We start from the raw sequence: 15,865 nt of genomic DNA on the forward strand, positions 1-15,865 counted from the left end.
AAAAAAGCGCGGAAATGATACCAGGATCGGCATCTATCCGCGCATTTCTATTCCCTTAGAAAGCTAATCTGCTGTGTACAGCTACATTCCATGTATCCACTAATTAGCTATTCTGCTCGCTCTATTTGTTCCTTTATTCCCTCATCTTCACTGGCTGATACAGCCGCTTTCGTCTTCGTTGTAATTTTCCCCAACAAATAAACCAGCAAATTCTGATTGTGCTGAGATATTCGGTTAAGCGCAGAACCCAGAAAATCGTCGCGAATTTGCAATCCGCGCTCCACTTCTTCCCTGCCTTGATCTGAAATAACAATCCATACAATTCTACGGTCCTTTACGTCTCTGAACCGGGTGACCAGTCGATTCCGCTCCATCCGGTCCAATAGCATCGTAACTGCCGCAGGTGTGGTGGCGAGATATGGGATTAGTTGAGACGGCTTCATGCGTCCGTATTCGTTCAGAACCTCCAGCACCGTGAGTTGAGCCTCCGTTAGTGATGGAGCTAGTTGCTGCTCCATATGAACCTTGTAATCCTTAGCCATTCTGGACCAGATTTTTGCAAATTCGGTCGTTTGCATTTTGCCTCACTCCTTTGAATAACAGGGTCAGTAAAAGCATCAAAGTTACCATATGGGCCACCGTCCGGATTGTATTTCATCACATTAAATTTTCGCCATTTCCCCTCAGTTTCCTGCCGTTTTTGGAGCATCAAATGAAAAGGGGAAGGAAGTCTCACTTCGGATTTGGAGACAGGTCAAGGTTCGACAGCATGACGGCAAAAAGGTCCCCATTCGTGCTGGAATGGCACGTGAGGACCCCTCTTTTTCGAGCTAAAAAACGCTTGACTTTACAATTATTCTACTGTCTGCGAACTCTGAGGCTCACTACGCGGCAGCACATTTACAATTTCGTCCTTCTTCTCCACCGGAGCCAGCAGTTTGCCTGTATCCTTGCGATCGGTTAAAGGAGCTTTTTCCGAAAGGAAGGACATCGTCTGTCCTTCTGATGTGATGACAAATAATTGAACAGCTTCACGACAGTAGAAGGCAGCCACAATTCGAGTTCCGTTCGAACGCACCCGCTTGCCTTCCTTGAATTCGAAGGTGCTGATTCCTTTACCGCCTCTTCCCTGAGAAGGATAATCCAGCAGAAGCGTACGCTTACCATAACCGGATTCGGTTAGTACCAGCACCTCTCCTTCGTCTTCTTCTACCCATAGTGCTGCAACAATTTCATCGCCTTCCGCCAGTTGTATACCTTTGACCCCCGCTGAAACGCGGCCCATGGCATTAACCTCTTGCTCCTTGAAGCGTATGCTCATCCCCGCACGGGTAATCAACATAATATCTTTGCTATTGTCGCTTAATGTTACTGATAATATCTCATCGTCGCCAGCCACCTTGCAGGCTGCTACAGCACTGGAACGCTTTGTGGCATATTCTGTAAGTTCCGTTCGTTTGACTTGCCCTTTCTTTGTTACAAACACCAGGCTTTTGCCGTTTTCCTCTATATTTTTGATCGGAATAACACTTACGATACGATCTTCCTTCGATAGCGAAATGACATTGACGATTGGAGTGCCCGGCTCTTTCCACTTATACTCCGGTATCTGATGCACAGGCAGCAAAAAGTATTGTCCACGCTGGGTGAAGACGAGCAGCACATCGAGTGTATTCACGTCAAGGAACTGAGTAATGTAGTCCCCTTCTTTAACTCCGGAATTTGAACGATCCCCGCCAGAACGAGTGAACGACAGCATACTCGTACGTTTCACATAGCCATCTTTCGAGAGAGTTAGCAATACATCCTCTGCCGCAACCATGACCTCCAGATTTACCTTAATCTCTTCTACTTCACCCTGTATTTCCGAACGACGGTCAATGCCGTACTTTTCACGAATTTCCAGCAACTCTTTGCGGATCAGACTGATCAGCTTGCGGTCACTTTCCAGAATAGAACGGTATTGAGTAATTTTCTTCTGAATGTCAGCAAGTTCTTTTTCGAGGGTGGTAATTTCAAGATTCGTAAGACGGTACAATTGCAGAGTCAAAATGGAATCCGCCTGCCGTTCACTAAAGCCAAACATCCATTGCAAATTATTTTGTGCATCCTGACGATTTTTGGAAGCTTTAATAGCCGCGATGACTTCATCCAGAATGTTCAGCGCCTTGACCAAACCTTCCAGTACATGTGCGCGGTCCTCCGCCTTTTCCAGCTCAAACTTAATGCGATTTGTGACAACTTCACGCTGGTGAGCAATATACGCTTCTAAAATGGATTTTAGTCCAAGCTGGTGCGGCGCTTTGTTTACGATGGCTACCATATTGAAGTTATAAGCCACCTGGAGATCGGTTTTTTTCAGCAGATATGCCAAAATACCTTCCGCATCCGCTTCCTTCTTCAGCTCGACAACAATACGCAGGCCATTTCGTCCACTCTCGTCACGAACTTCGGCAATCCCTTCTACCTTTTTCTCCAGACGGATGTTCTCCATAGCGGTTACGAGCCTGGATTTAACAACCTGGTATGGAATCTCTGTAATAACCAGTTGCTGCTTGCCTCCACGCAAAGACTGAATTTCCGTTTTGGAACGGATATAAATGCGTCCTTTGCCTGTTCTGTATGCATCCTTGATGCCTTCGCCACCCATAATGAGTCCGCCAGTCGGAAAATCTGGGCCTTTTATAAAGGTCATAATCTCTTCCAGTTCGATCTGCGGCTTTTCCATCACTGCGATGGTGGCGTCAATCACCTCACGCAAGCTATGAGTTGGAATTTCCGTTGCAAACCCCGCTGAAATCCCGCTAGATCCGTTTACCAACAGATTAGGATAACGGGAGGGCAGCACGACGGGTTCCTTTGCCGAGTTATCAAAGTTATCCTTGAACAAAACCGTACGTTTTTCGATATCACGTAGCATTTCCATTGCAATCGGAGACAAACGTGCCTCCGTGTAACGCATAGCTGCCGCAGGATCGTCGTCCTGAGAACCCCAGTTGCCGTGGCCATCCACCAGTACGTGGCTCATTTTCCAAGGCTGCGCCATCCGTACCATCCCATCGTAAATAGATGAATCACCGTGAGGATGGTAATTACCCATAACGTCCCCAACGGTTTTGGCGGATTTGCGATACGCTTTTTCCGGGGTATTACCCGAATCGTACATCGCGTACAGAATCCGGCGTTGTACGGGCTTTAATCCATCCCGTACATCAGGTATCGCCCGATCCTGAATTATATATTTGGAATATCGGCCAAAGCGGTCACCGACCATTTCCTCCAGATAAGCTGGCAAAAATTGCTCCGATAAGCTCATGTCTACACCTCATTTAATAGCACTACTCTACGTATTCCGTGAAATCCACGTTTTCCACGATCCAGCGCTTACGCGGATCCACCTTATCACCCATCAATGTGGACACACGGCGTTCAGCTTTGGCAGCATCCTCAATCTGAACGCGCAACAGGGTGCGTGACTCGGGATTCATTGTCGTTTCCCATAACTGATCAGGGTTCATCTCCCCGAGTCCTTTATAACGTTGAAGCTCGAAATTCCGTCCAAACTCTTTTAAGTAATTATCAAGCTGCTCGTCAGTCCAGGCATAACGAACTGTTTCGAGCTTACCCGACTTGCGGGTTATTTTATACAATGGCGGCTGAGCAATAAATATGCGTCCTGCATCAATGAGTTCTTTCATATACCGATAAAAGAACGTCAACAACAGTACTTGAATGTGCGCGCCATCCGTATCTGCATCGGTCATAATGATGATTTTGGAATAATTGCTGTCTTCCAGCGTGAACTCTGTTCCTACCCCTGCGCCAATCGCTGCCGTAATAGCACGGTACTCATCATTTTTCATAATATCCGCCAACTTTGATTTTTCCGGATTCATCGGCTTGCCCTTTAGTGGCAAAATCGCCTGAATTTTGGAATCCCGTCCCTGTTTGGCCGATCCTCCTGCCGAATCGCCTTCCACGATAAATAACTCATTACGTGTAAAATCTTTAGACTGCGCAGGCGACAGTTTGCCATTCAAATTAGAACTTTCACTACGTTTCTTGCCAGAGCGCATTTCGTCCCGAGCCTTACGTGCAGCTTCACGCGCTTTGGATGCTTGAACTGCCTTTCTGATCAAGGTTTGCGCTATCTGTGGATTTTCCTCCAAAAAGCGCTGCATTTGTTCAGACACGATGGCATCCACTGTACTCCGCGCCGAAGCACTACCCAGCTGATCTTTTGTCTGACCGACAAATTCAACCTCGGCCATCTTGACACTGATTACAGCCATCATACCTTCACGTAGATCGTTGCCCTCCAGGTTTTTATCCTTTTCCTTCAACATCGCTGTTTTGCGTGCATAGTCGTTCATGATACGAGTGTAAGCGGTTTTGAAGCCTGTTTCATGCGTACCCCCGCCACGTGTCGGAATGGAGTTAACGAACGAAGCAATCGTCTCTGTGTAGCCGGCATTGTATTGGATGGCAATCTCCACTTCAATGTCTTCTTTCTCGGCATTAAAATGAATGACATCATGCAGTACATCCTTGCCCTCATTCAAAAAAGAAACAAACTGACTTGCTCCACCCTCATAAAAATATTCATCTGACTTTCCGCTGCGTTCGTCTTTAAGCTGAATACGAAGGCCGGAATTCAGAAAAGCAATTTCCTGAAGACGCTCAGCCAGCGTATCATAGTTAAAATGAATTCCTGACTGAAAAACGCGAATATCCGGTTTAAATGTAATTTTCGAACCCGTCTTGTTAGTATTGCCCAGCACTTCAAGGCCTGTGGTCGGTTCACCGACATGCTCCACGCCCTTCTTGTCCTGCCAATATTCAAACCGCTGACGGTGAATCTTGCCGTCCCGGTAGATTTCCACTTCAAGCCATTCCGAAAGAGCGTTCGTTACAGACGCACCTACCCCATGCAGACCCCCGGACTTTTTATATCCCGAACCGCCAAACTTACCTCCGGCGTGCAAAATGGTGAACACAACTTGAGGCGTAGGAATTCCCATTTTGTGCATTCCCGTAGGAATACCGCGCCCGTTGTCTGATACTGTTACAGAACCGTCCTTATGCATTGTGATATCAATGCGAGAGCAAAACTTGGCGAGATGTTCATCCACCGCGTTGTCTACAATTTCCCATACCAAATGATGCAGTCCCGAAGAACTGGTGCTCCCGATGTACATGCCCGGCCGTTTGCGAACTGCCACAAGCCCTTCGAGCACTTGAATGTCGTCCGCGCCATATTCTGAAGCTCCGTTCTGTGTACCGGAAGCTCCCGCAGACAAGTCGATTTTGTCGACCATTCATGCTCCCCCTTTGTCTAATCATAACCGTGTTTTGCCTTATTCTTGATGGTTTTCACCAAAAATGCAAACAGATGTTTTCTTTTACCTTGTCCATTTTAATTCAATATATCCCGTTTCGTAAAGACGGCGAATGAAACAATCAGCGCCGCAGCCCCCCAAATGCCCAGTACAACTAAAGAAAATGGCAGGGTCATTCCCTCAATCGGGGCAGGGCTTCCAGATAAATAATCGGTTAATCCGAGGTTAACCATAAATAAATATTTGGCGCTTTGCCATGATGAAGCCATGTTGGTCAGTATAGTGCCCGAAATGAGCGCAGCCATCATGACCACAATACTTGCTGCTGTACTACGTACCAGAACAGATACCATAAAGGCTAATGAAGCAACCACAAGACTGACAAACCAAATCAATCCGGCTTGCAGCATCAGGTAATGCCATTGTGGAATGGCATGTACAGCAGACAAATCCACCGTCGATCCAACAATTTGAAAGCCGGTAAATACCGGAACATTAAAACCACGATAACCAAAAAACAAGCCTGATATGAGATAACTTATGACAAATACGGCCAAAATGATGAGCGAAACGAACATATACAGTGTCAGCAGCTTGCTCAGCAGTATTTTCCACCGCCTGACCGGCCGAGTTAGCAACATTTTTATCGTGCCTGTTGTCCGTTCTCCTGAAACCAGGTCCGAAGCAATGGCCATGATCAACAACGGAACGAACAGATTTATGGAATTATCCATAAACTCTCTGGTAAAAGTGACGCCACTCGGCTCATTAGGATTCACGTCATTTTCCAGATAATATTGCATCTGTTGCACAAAGACGCGGCGGTAGGTCTTCCATTCCTCGGGAACCCTATCGCTGCCGAGCGAGTTTTGGTTATCAGTAATGGCCTGACGCAGTTCCAGACGCCAATCGTTACCGAATTTTTCGCGATTGTTTTCTGCCACTTTCATCTGAGCGTACGTAAAAATCGGCACAAGCACAAGCAAAACAAGTAAAATGACATAAAATCGTTTCTTCTTGATAATTTTCAGGGTTTCATTTTGTACGAGCGGTAAAATATTATTCAAGTATCTCACCTTCCGTCATTTTCAGGAATAGTTGCTCCAGTGTAGGATTGATTTTGGTTACACCTTTAACGGAAATACCGGAAGCTGTCATGTGTGCGACCAGCTCCGCAATATGCTCTTCGTCCATTTCTGTAAAAATAGCTTCGACTCCGCTACCTGCAACAATGCTGTCATCAATTAATTCATCGGCGTTCGTAATGATTTGCACATACGGAGAATTTTGCAATAGGGCAAGGCCCTGATCGCGGGGCTCCAGCTGCCAGACAGCCATGTGCGAGTGAGTCTCAACCAGTTCCCGTACCCCACCAACAGCTAGCACCTTGCCCCGACTTATAATTGCCACACGATCACATAGCAGCTGGATCTCGCTAAGCAAATGGCTGGAAACAAATACAGCCATGCCTTCGGCCGCTAACAAACGGATAAAAGCTCTCATCTCTTTGATTCCCTTGGGGTCTAGTCCGTTCGTCGGCTCATCCAAAATGAGTAGCTTCGGTCTGCCGAGCAAGGCTTGAGCTATGCCAAGACGCTGACGCATCCCCAGTGAATATGTACTTACCTTATCATGGATGCGACGATCGAGCCGAACCAACTCAACCACCTCGCGAATGCGCTGTTCATCTACACCAGGCTGCATCCGGGCAAAATGCTCTAAATTTTCCCATCCTGTCAGGTAGCTGTACACTTCTGGATTTTCCACAATAGAACCAACATGCCGTAAAGCCTGCTCAGGGTCACGATTTACATTATGACCGCATACGGTTATTGTCCCTTCAGTAGGCTTAATTAAATCGACCAGCATACGAATAGTCGTCGTTTTTCCAGCTCCATTGGGGCCGAGAAATCCGAAAATTTCACCTGCGCGAACGTCGAATGTTACATCATGAATGATCATTTTGCGTTTAATACGTTTCTTAACATGCTGAACAGAGAGCACGATTTCATTATTGCTGCTGTCTCTGTCTGCGCTACCAACCTGATTGGAGGAGTGAAGACTGGACATTGCATCTGTGGATGTCGAATCTTGGGTCACGCCAGCCTCGGTCTTGTCGGCAGATTGGATGCTCATTACTTGTTCCCTCCCTTTTTCGCTTCTGCAGGTTGGCTATTTGTAGACTGTTGTTTAGGATTTACATGATCGGTATCCTTCGTCGCGGTAACAGCAAACCCTTGTGCGATACGTTCAGCGATGGCCTGATAGCCCTGTCCGTTGGGATGAAAATGATCGGATGATAAATAGACGGGCAAATTTTGCTCGAATAAATCGAAAGTTGGAACCAGCGTCATGTTACTGTTTTGGTTGGTAATTGCCATGGCCGCCATATTCCATTCGGTTACCACAAGATTACCGGGAATTTTCATTTCCTGCAGATCACTGAATGGATTATACAATCCAACATAGACAATTTTAGCATTAGGATTGATTTTTCCTACCTTTGTCAGCACCTTTTGCAAACGTTTGGCTGCATCAGGCAGAGCTTTGCGCAAACCACTGAGTGTAGGTGGCTCTTTGCCGGTTTGAGCCGCCTGCACGCCCTGAAATAAATCATTACCGCCAATCGAAACTATAATCACATTAGCCTTCTTCAGTACATAAGACACACCAGGCTCATCCAGCTTGGTTAATAGTCCTTGAGTCGTCAGTCCATTAATCCCCAGATTATTTATGAGCTGAGCTTTATGTCCTTCCTGATTATTTAACAAAGTCACCGACCGGCGCACAAAACCACTTCCGGAGTCATCCCCCGTTCCTTTGGCTAGCGAATCGCCAATGGCAGCTACGCGCAACTCTCCCGTTTGAGCAGTAGCCGATGGTGCAGTTTGTGTCTGCGATGAACCGGATTGTACAGGTTGAGTACTTACCAATGGCTCTGGAGCCGTGATACTTCGTACTGCTGCAATAAATCCGTACAATAATAGCAGTGTGGCGGCAATGGAACCGGAACCGACAGACCGCCAAATCCATTTTGATGAATTCACTCGTGTTCCCTCCTGATAGCTTAGTGAAATAAACATAAAGCTTCTCCTGTCATTTTGCAAATAAACCGTTCTGGTTCAGGTGAAAATCGAGGTTTAGTATCCCTTATAAATTTCCATAAACATACTAAAAAAGGATGGAAAACTCCCATCCTTTTATCATACTTTTTGTGCGAATAACCCTTCTTATCATCAGCAGTCAGACGAAAGAAACTATTTGCTATCAGGGATGAAACTTCTAATCCATTGTCCAAAACTACCCGGATTTCGGCTTTGAATCAGTACCGTTCCTTCACCGCGAAAACGACATACAAGAGCTTCCCCACTCGTTACGCTGGACAACCAGCCTTTAGATGCCTTTTCAATTCTATAATCCATATAATCCGGCCATGCCACTAGATGAGCATTATCAATTATACGCTCCTCTCCTGGCGCGATATAAATGGGGTGAATGGCTCCATACGAGGATAGGAATACTGTGCCGCGGCCACTGATTTCTACAATAAAAAAACCTTCACCGGAGAATAAACCTTTCATCAGGTTTTGCATTTTGGTACTAACCTCAATCCCTTCCGTACAGGCCAAAAAACCGTCCTTCTGGACCAACAGCCTGTACGTGCCATCCAGTTCCACTGCTTGTACATCACCTATGCTTGCGGGGGCTAGCAGTACTTCAGCGGGTCCCCGGGCTGCTCTCAGCTCTTGAAAAAAGAATTTTTCTCCGCTCAGCATTCTGCCTAAACCACGTAACAGCCCACCGTCTACCGTCCCCTTTATATCTACACTGGAAGACATGGAAACCATCGCTCCCATTTCTGCTTTAATGGTTTCTCCGGGGTTCAACTGCACCTTAAGCATAGCAAAAGCACCTTCATGCACGATTTCGTAGCTCATTTGTTCACCTAGCTTTCCAAAAGTAGTCTGTTATCCATTCAGCTTACTGTCATCATACTATAAGCACGTCCCTTATGTCTTTTCTGGTATAGAGCAATGGTTTATGCCTGAAATGACATGAGCGACATAAAAAGACCCGCTGAACGTTGTCAGCGGGTCTCTAAATTACGTACGTCACTATCTTTTTATAAACAGAAATGACGTTTAGAACGTTTTCTCTATCAACTTAGTTACGTGTGAACTCTTGTACCCAATATCCATTGTAGTAAGCCACACCGATTTGTGTATATTCTGCCTTCAAAATATTTTCACGATGTCCCTGGCTGTTCATCCAGGCCTTCATCACTTCTTGTGGTGTTTTTTGTCCCATTGCAATATTCTCACCCGCATACGTATAAGTTACACCGAATTTTTTCATCATATCAAAGGGTGAACCGTAAGTCGGAGATGTATGGGAAAAGTAATTGTTCGTGCTCATGTCCTTCGCCTTCGCTAAGGCTACTTCTGTAAGCTTCGCATTAGATGTGAGGGGCTTCAGACCTTTTTGACTGCGCTCATTGTTTACAAGCTTTACAACCTCAGCTGCAAATTGAGACTTGCTGAGTTGTGCATTAGAATCTGTAGACTGACCTGCACCTGAGTTGGTGTTTTGTGTTTGGGTCTGTTGCTTGTTAACAGACTTTGAAGCCTTTTGGTTACCCTGATTCGTCGTTTGCTTGTCAGAAGAAGGATTTGCTGTTTTTGTTTTAGCCTTGTCCTTTTCAGAATAATCCTTAATGACCGTCTTTGTTATTGTCGTCGTCCCGTTGGACATATTGACTGTGTATCCGTTATTTTGAAACCACTGTTGTAATTGAGCAGATAAATCGTCAGCTGGTGAAGCTGATGCCGGAACGATGAATCCTGCGGATAAAATGGCGCTTAGGCTTCCCATCACCAGTGTTTTTTTCAACATATTCTTCATTTCGTCATCTCCTTGTTGTATAAGTGCCTTGGTGTGAACGTCTCAGGTTACAACTTTGTAATCTTTACTCTAGCAGTATATCATGTTTTATAGCATCATCAATGGTATAAAAGTTGGAAAAAAAATAGTCCTGCTCGGCAATGGCGAACAGGACGAAGTTAAAAATAGTGAGGCTTTAAGTATTAGATTGTTTGTTGCAAGCTGATTATCTAAGCTTTTTGCTGAAACGGTAGCCTTGCTTCTCAAAGCCGATTCGGTTGTAGAAAGCACGGGCCTCTACTTGTTTGATGCGGTTATTCGCTCCAGTAATGAATAAATGATAGCATCCTTGCGCACGCCCCCACTCCTCACCACAAGCAACCAACCGCTTGCCAATGCCTTCGCCGCGATACTCCCCGCTCACGACCAGCATGGTGATTTGTACAGCAGGATCAGGATAGGCCAGGCTTTGAGCCGTATGCATGCCGATTACTCCGACTACACGACCATCCATTTCTGCAACCATCATATTCGCTTGACTGTCCTCCTGCGCTGTTCCCATAACTTCTTTCATAACACCACAAGTCATCGGGTATCCGACTTCTCTGAGTAGTCCAGTTACGGCTTCACAATCGCCAAGCTCTACGGAACGAATTGTCAGTACTGGAATCATCACACTGTTAGACATGATTTACCTCCACTTTCAGCATATTGGCAGCTTCTTTGGCTGTCTTCCGTGCTGTTTCCACATCTTCTGCAGCGCTAAGCGCTACAGCCATCCGGCGTCCCGGCTTGGTTTCAGGCTTCCCGAACACTCGCACCTGTGTCCGGGGTAGCAATAGTGCATCATGCAGACCGCTTATTGCGAAATCGCGCGTAGCCACTTCTGCCTTTAAGGTAGCTGAAGCTCCTGGTGTAAGCAGCGTGACGGATGGCACCGGGAATCCGAGAATTGCCCGTACATGAAGCGCAAATTCAGACAAATCCTGCGTAATCATGGTCACCATACCTGTATCATGCGGACGCGGGGATACTTCACTGAATATGACGCTATCAGCCGTTAAAAACAGCTCTACGCCAAACAATCCGTAACCACCCAGTTCATCCGTAATCGTACGGGCAATGTCCTGCGCCTCCGAAAGCTGCTTGTCCGTCATGCCATGAGGCTGCCAGGATTCGACATAATCCCCATCTTTTTGAATGTGGCCAATCGGTGGGCAAAAAGTCGTGCCTGATTCCGATCTGACGGTCAATAAGGTGATTTCGCTCTCAAACGGGACAAAAGCTTCAACAATGACACGTGTCGTTTTGGCACGTGCGCCTTCCAGCGCCGTATTCCAGCAGGATTCTGCGTCTTCGAGTGTCCGGCATACAGACTGCCCTTTACCCGACGAACTCATTAAGGGTTTGACCACGCATGGCGTGCCCAGCTCTTGAACCGCCGACCGTAACTGCTCAAAATCATCTGCAAAACGGTAGGCAGCAGTCGGAAGCTGTAATTTCTCGGCAGCCAACCTGCGGATACCCTCCCGGTCCATCGTAAGACGAGCGGCCCGTGCCGTTGGTACTACGTGAAATCCCTCTTGCTCTAATTCTTCCAAAGCACCCGTAGCAATAGCTTCGATTTCAGGTACAATTATGTCGGGCTGTTCCTTGCGAATTAGTGCCTTCAACGCCTCAGCATCCTGCATATCCAGACAGTGAGAGCGATGGGCCACCTGCATTGCTGGAGCCAGCTCATAGCGATCTACAGCAATACATTCCACGCCAAGCCGCTGAGCTTCAATAATGACTTCTTTTCCCAATTCGCCGCTACCCAGCAGTAGCATCTTCTTAGCCTTGGCAGAAAAAGGAGCACCCCACATCTTGAACTCTTCCCCCTCTGACGATATTGCTCTGATCTCTTTTCATCTTTATTTTCAGGGTTTAGCTCCAAGAATGCAATAGTGCTCGGCATTTTAATTTACAAAAAACGCGATTTTTTGATCTTTTTTTTACAAAAATCTGAACTGTGCTTCCACCAGCCCCCGATATATTCCATGTTTTTTCATCAATTGTTCATGATTACCACTTTCTTGGATCTCCCCATGGTCCAGTACAACGATATGATCAGCATTCCGGATGGTGGACAAACGGTGAGCGACCATAAAAGAAGTTCTGCCTTCCAATAGAACCTGAAGGGCCTCCTGAATTTTCAACTCCGTTTCTGTATCAATGCTGGCTGTGGCCTCATCCAGAATAAGAATTCGCGGATTAGCCAGTAAGGCACGGGCAAAGGATAAGAGCTGGCGCTGACCCATGGACAGCATCCCCCCACGCTCCTCTACCTCTGTTTCATAGCCATCTGGCAAATGAACAATAAATTCATGAGCATTGACCGCCTTCGCAGCCGCTTCAATCTCCTCATCCGTTGCATCCAAACGGCCAAATCGGATATTATCACGTATCGTTCCCGAAAAAATAAATGTATCCTGCAGCACGATGCTAATCTGGCTGCGTAAGCTCTCCACTGTGACATCTCGCACATCATAACCGTCAATAGTAAGTCGCCCTGACGTAATGTCATAAAAACGGCTGAGCAAATTAATAATTGTACTTTTACCTGATCCAGTATGACCTACAAGCGCTATAGATTGACCTGCCTTGACAGAAAGATTAATACCTTTAAGCGCCTGACGTCCCTTTTCATATTCAAAAATGACTTTATCAAATTGAATATCACCCCGAATAGGCGGCAAGGCTTTTGCTCCTGGTTTGTTTGCAATATTCGGCTGTTCATCCATGAATTCAAAAATTCTTTCTGACGAAGCCATCGCAACCAGGAGCTGATTATACATTTGACCTAGCCGATTAATCGGCTCCCAAAAGTTCCCTACATAGTTGGCAAATGCAACCAGCAAACCCACCGTCAGCTGATCTGTCTGAATTAAATGCGCTCCAAACCAGAACAGCACAAGCGTACCTAATCCTCCGGTAATATCAATAAGTGGGCCAAAGACCTGATTCATGGCAGAAGCCTTATCCCACGATTTTTTACTGGAGCTGTTCATATCGTCGAAATAAGCCATGTTTTCCTGCTCCTGCGTATACGCTTGTGTCACACGAATTCCCTGAATAGATTCATTCAAATGAGAATTGATACGCGAGTTCTTCATGCGTACTTCTTGCCAGGCGCGACGGATGCGTACTCGTAGCTTGGTCGAAATCAAAAACATGATCGGAACAGTCACAATCACTGCCAAACCGAGCTTCCAGTTAATAAGCAGCAAAATGACAATAATTCCGAAAAGCTGTACGCAGTCAATCAGGACGTTCACTGCACCATTCGTAAATAAATCCTGTAGCGAGTTAATGTCATTCGTTACACGTACTAATACAGAACCCGCTGGTCTTTTATCAAAAAAGTTGAAGGAAAGCTTCTGAATATGCTTGAACAAATCTTCACGCAAATCGTAAATAACCCGCTGACCAATAATATTGGTGAATTTAATACGGTACGTGCTGGCTGCCCATTGGATTAAATATAACAAGAGCACGGCACCCGTGATGAGCAACAATAACTTTACGCTAGGTAGTGCAGGCGATGCAGGAGCAATGGCCTTGTCAATAGCCAGACTGATCAAATATGGAACCGTCAGCTTAGTAATCGTGCCTAGAATCATCATGACCAGAAGAATCGGCAGAATCTGACGGGCATAAGGTTTCATGTATGCTAGCAAACGTTTGAATTCCGCCCAGTTAAACGGTTTATCAATAACCTCATCATCTTGATAGACAAAGCGCTCATTGGTCGGCTTCTTTAACGGTTTGGCTTTTTCTACTGGAATATTCATGGTCTCACCTGCCCTTCGGATACACCGTCTGGAGCCTCCGCTATGTAATCGGCGTATTGAATATGATACACATCTTGGTATGGACCTGGAGTAGCAATGAGCTGTTCATGTGTTCCACGTTGGACGATTCGTCCTTCCTCAAGCACCACAATTTCATTGGCATGACGAAGCGAGGAGATTCGGTGAGCTATAATAAACGTTGTGCGTCCACGCATGACCTCTTGAAAACCGGACTGAATTTCATGCTCCGTCTCCATGTCGACCGCACTGGTAGCATCATCCAGAACCAGAATTTTTGGATTTTTGAGTAGTGCGCGTGCGATGGCAATCCGTTGTTTCTGCCCTCCGGACAGTCCCAATCCACGTTCACCGACGACAGTGTCGTAGCCAAGCGGTAATTCAGTGATGAATTCATGCGCCTGAGCCAGCTTGGAAACGCGTATGATGTCATCCATACTGACATGACTTAATCCATATGCAATATTGTTGCGTATGGAGGACGAGAACAGAAACGTCTCCTGAAACACGGAAGAAATTTGAGCACGTAAATCACGAATTTTCAAATGACGTATATCCGTCCCATCCAGCTTGATGCTGCCTGCATTCACATTGTAGGCTCGCATGAGTAGTTGAATAATAGTTGATTTCCCGGACCCTGTTCCTCCTAAAATCCCAATGACCGATCCCGGTGGCGCATCCAGATTGATGTCAACAACAGCAGGTAGTTTATTTCCGTAAGCAAAGGTAACATGTTCAAACGTCACATGTCCCTTCACCTGATCGGCGTTGAGTGTAAGTGCATTAGCTTCATCAGTTACATCTACAGACTGGTTTAGCAACTCCAAAACCCTTTCACCGGAAGCTTTGGACTGCGTATAGTTATTGATATGAAAGCCAATGCTCCAGATGGGACCGATAATATACCAAATTAAGCTAAAGAAGGCGACGAGTTGCCCCAAGGTCATTGACTTCTGTATAACCAGATATCCACCCATCCCCAGGAGAAGAACCACACTGACCGAGGCAATCAGTTCCATCGCGGGGAAAAATCGACTCCATAAGGAAGCAGCCTGAATCTGGTTGCTCTTGTACTGCTCATTACGTACGGAGAATTTTTCAACTTCATAGGATTCGCGAGCAAAAGATTTAACGGTTCGCACACCTGTAATATTTTCTTGTACCGCTGTTGTCAGGGCGCTGAGAGCAATTCGCATTTCCTGAAAGGTGGGATGAATCCGTGATTCAAATTTGAATGTGACGAAGAGTAGCAATGGCATGCTGATCATCGTAAAGAGGGTGAGCTGCCAATTAATATACAGCATCATGATAGAGCCGAATACGACCATCAGTAGCACATTGAGGAGTTGCGCAAAGCCGAACCCGATAAAGTTGCGGATCGCCTCCAAATCCCCCGTCAGACGGGACATAAGATCCCCCGTTTTGGCAGTGTCATAATATCTGAAGGACAAAAATTGCAGCTTTTCGTAACAGGCATTGCGAAGTCGATACGCCAAGTAGTTACCTAGCCGTCCACCAAAAAAACCATGTAAAAATTGCATAAACCCTTTGATGATCACGACTCCAAGTACAGTCAGAGCCAGAACCGGAACTTTCTCAAACTCACCGGGAATGATAGCGTTATCAATGAGCCGTTGGAGCAGGTTCGGATACACCAGTCCCAAGGCCGTCGCTATCGCAAGGCATAGAATGGAAAGAAATAGATAATGTCTCCTCTCTCGAAAAAAAACTTGCAGTTGCCTGAGCACTTCCATGTCAAGTCCCTCCATTAGTTGCACGACGTTGTTATATGGC

The 15,865-nt window shown here is 46.1% G+C and carries 12 protein-coding genes; all 12 read right to left on the reverse strand.

The features are described 5' to 3' along the window. Positions 1-107: 107 nt before the first annotated feature. On the reverse strand, positions 108-578 hold the full coding sequence (locus MKX36_RS14050) for a MarR family winged helix-turn-helix transcriptional regulator (RefSeq protein ID WP_016822123.1): 471 nt from the start codon (positions 576-578) through the stop codon (positions 108-110). A gap of 275 nt (positions 579-853) precedes the next feature. Continuing rightward, positions 854-3,316 (reverse strand): DNA gyrase subunit A, encoded by a 2,463-nt coding sequence (gene gyrA / locus MKX36_RS14055; protein ID WP_090890238.1) that lies wholly within the window; start codon positions 3,314-3,316, stop codon positions 854-856. 22 nt (positions 3,317-3,338) lie between these two features. Continuing rightward, positions 3,339-5,318 (reverse strand): DNA topoisomerase IV subunit B, encoded by a 1,980-nt coding sequence (gene parE / locus MKX36_RS14060; RefSeq protein ID WP_013371580.1) that lies wholly within the window; start codon positions 5,316-5,318, stop codon positions 3,339-3,341. Between the two features lie 98 nt (positions 5,319-5,416). Continuing rightward, positions 5,417-6,406: an ABC transporter permease gene (locus tag MKX36_RS14065; RefSeq protein ID WP_165082424.1), complete on the reverse strand. Its 990-nt coding sequence runs from the start codon at positions 6,404-6,406 to the stop codon at positions 5,417-5,419. Continuing rightward, a complete protein-coding gene (locus MKX36_RS14070) occupies positions 6,399-7,475 on the reverse strand; it encodes an ABC transporter ATP-binding protein (RefSeq protein ID WP_340864911.1) in 1,077 nt (358 codons plus the stop codon). Before MKX36_RS14070 ends, MKX36_RS14065 begins: the two co-directional genes overlap by 8 nt. Next, the gene (locus MKX36_RS14075) at positions 7,475-8,422 is read right to left on the reverse strand and encodes a GDSL-type esterase/lipase family protein (protein ID WP_340864912.1); all 948 of its coding nucleotides are present in this window, start codon (positions 8,420-8,422) and stop codon (positions 7,475-7,477) included. The genes MKX36_RS14070 and MKX36_RS14075 overlap by 1 nt, the downstream gene beginning before the upstream one ends. Positions 8,423-8,596: 174 nt before the next feature. Then, positions 8,597-9,277 (reverse strand): TIGR00266 family protein, encoded by a 681-nt coding sequence (locus tag MKX36_RS14080; protein ID WP_016822128.1) that lies wholly within the window; start codon positions 9,275-9,277, stop codon positions 8,597-8,599. Between the two features lie 226 nt (positions 9,278-9,503). Then, complete coding sequence (locus MKX36_RS14085; protein ID WP_167437964.1) at positions 9,504-10,241, reverse strand: CAP domain-containing protein; 738 nt, start codon at positions 10,239-10,241, stop codon at positions 9,504-9,506. 205 nt (positions 10,242-10,446) lie between these two features. Continuing rightward, complete coding sequence (locus tag MKX36_RS14090) at positions 10,447-10,908, reverse strand: GNAT family N-acetyltransferase (protein WP_016822130.1); 462 nt, start codon at positions 10,906-10,908, stop codon at positions 10,447-10,449. Then, the gene (gene purT / locus MKX36_RS14095) at positions 10,901-12,085 is read right to left on the reverse strand and encodes a formate-dependent phosphoribosylglycinamide formyltransferase (protein WP_016822131.1); all 1,185 of its coding nucleotides are present in this window, start codon (positions 12,083-12,085) and stop codon (positions 10,901-10,903) included. Before purT ends, MKX36_RS14090 begins: the two co-directional genes overlap by 8 nt. Positions 12,086-12,214: 129 nt before the next feature. Continuing rightward, on the reverse strand, positions 12,215-14,053 hold the full coding sequence (locus MKX36_RS14100; protein WP_017427589.1) for an ABC transporter ATP-binding protein: 1,839 nt from the start codon (positions 14,051-14,053) through the stop codon (positions 12,215-12,217). Beyond that, positions 14,050-15,825 (reverse strand): ABC transporter ATP-binding protein, encoded by a 1,776-nt coding sequence (locus tag MKX36_RS14105; RefSeq protein ID WP_117289612.1) that lies wholly within the window; start codon positions 15,823-15,825, stop codon positions 14,050-14,052. Before MKX36_RS14105 ends, MKX36_RS14100 begins: the two co-directional genes overlap by 4 nt. Between the last annotated feature and the right edge of the window lie 40 nt (positions 15,826-15,865).

The sequence above is a fragment of the Paenibacillus sp. FSL W8-0439 genome (assembly GCF_038008995.1).
Lineage (GTDB): Bacteria > Bacillota > Bacilli > Paenibacillales > Paenibacillaceae > Paenibacillus > Paenibacillus polymyxa.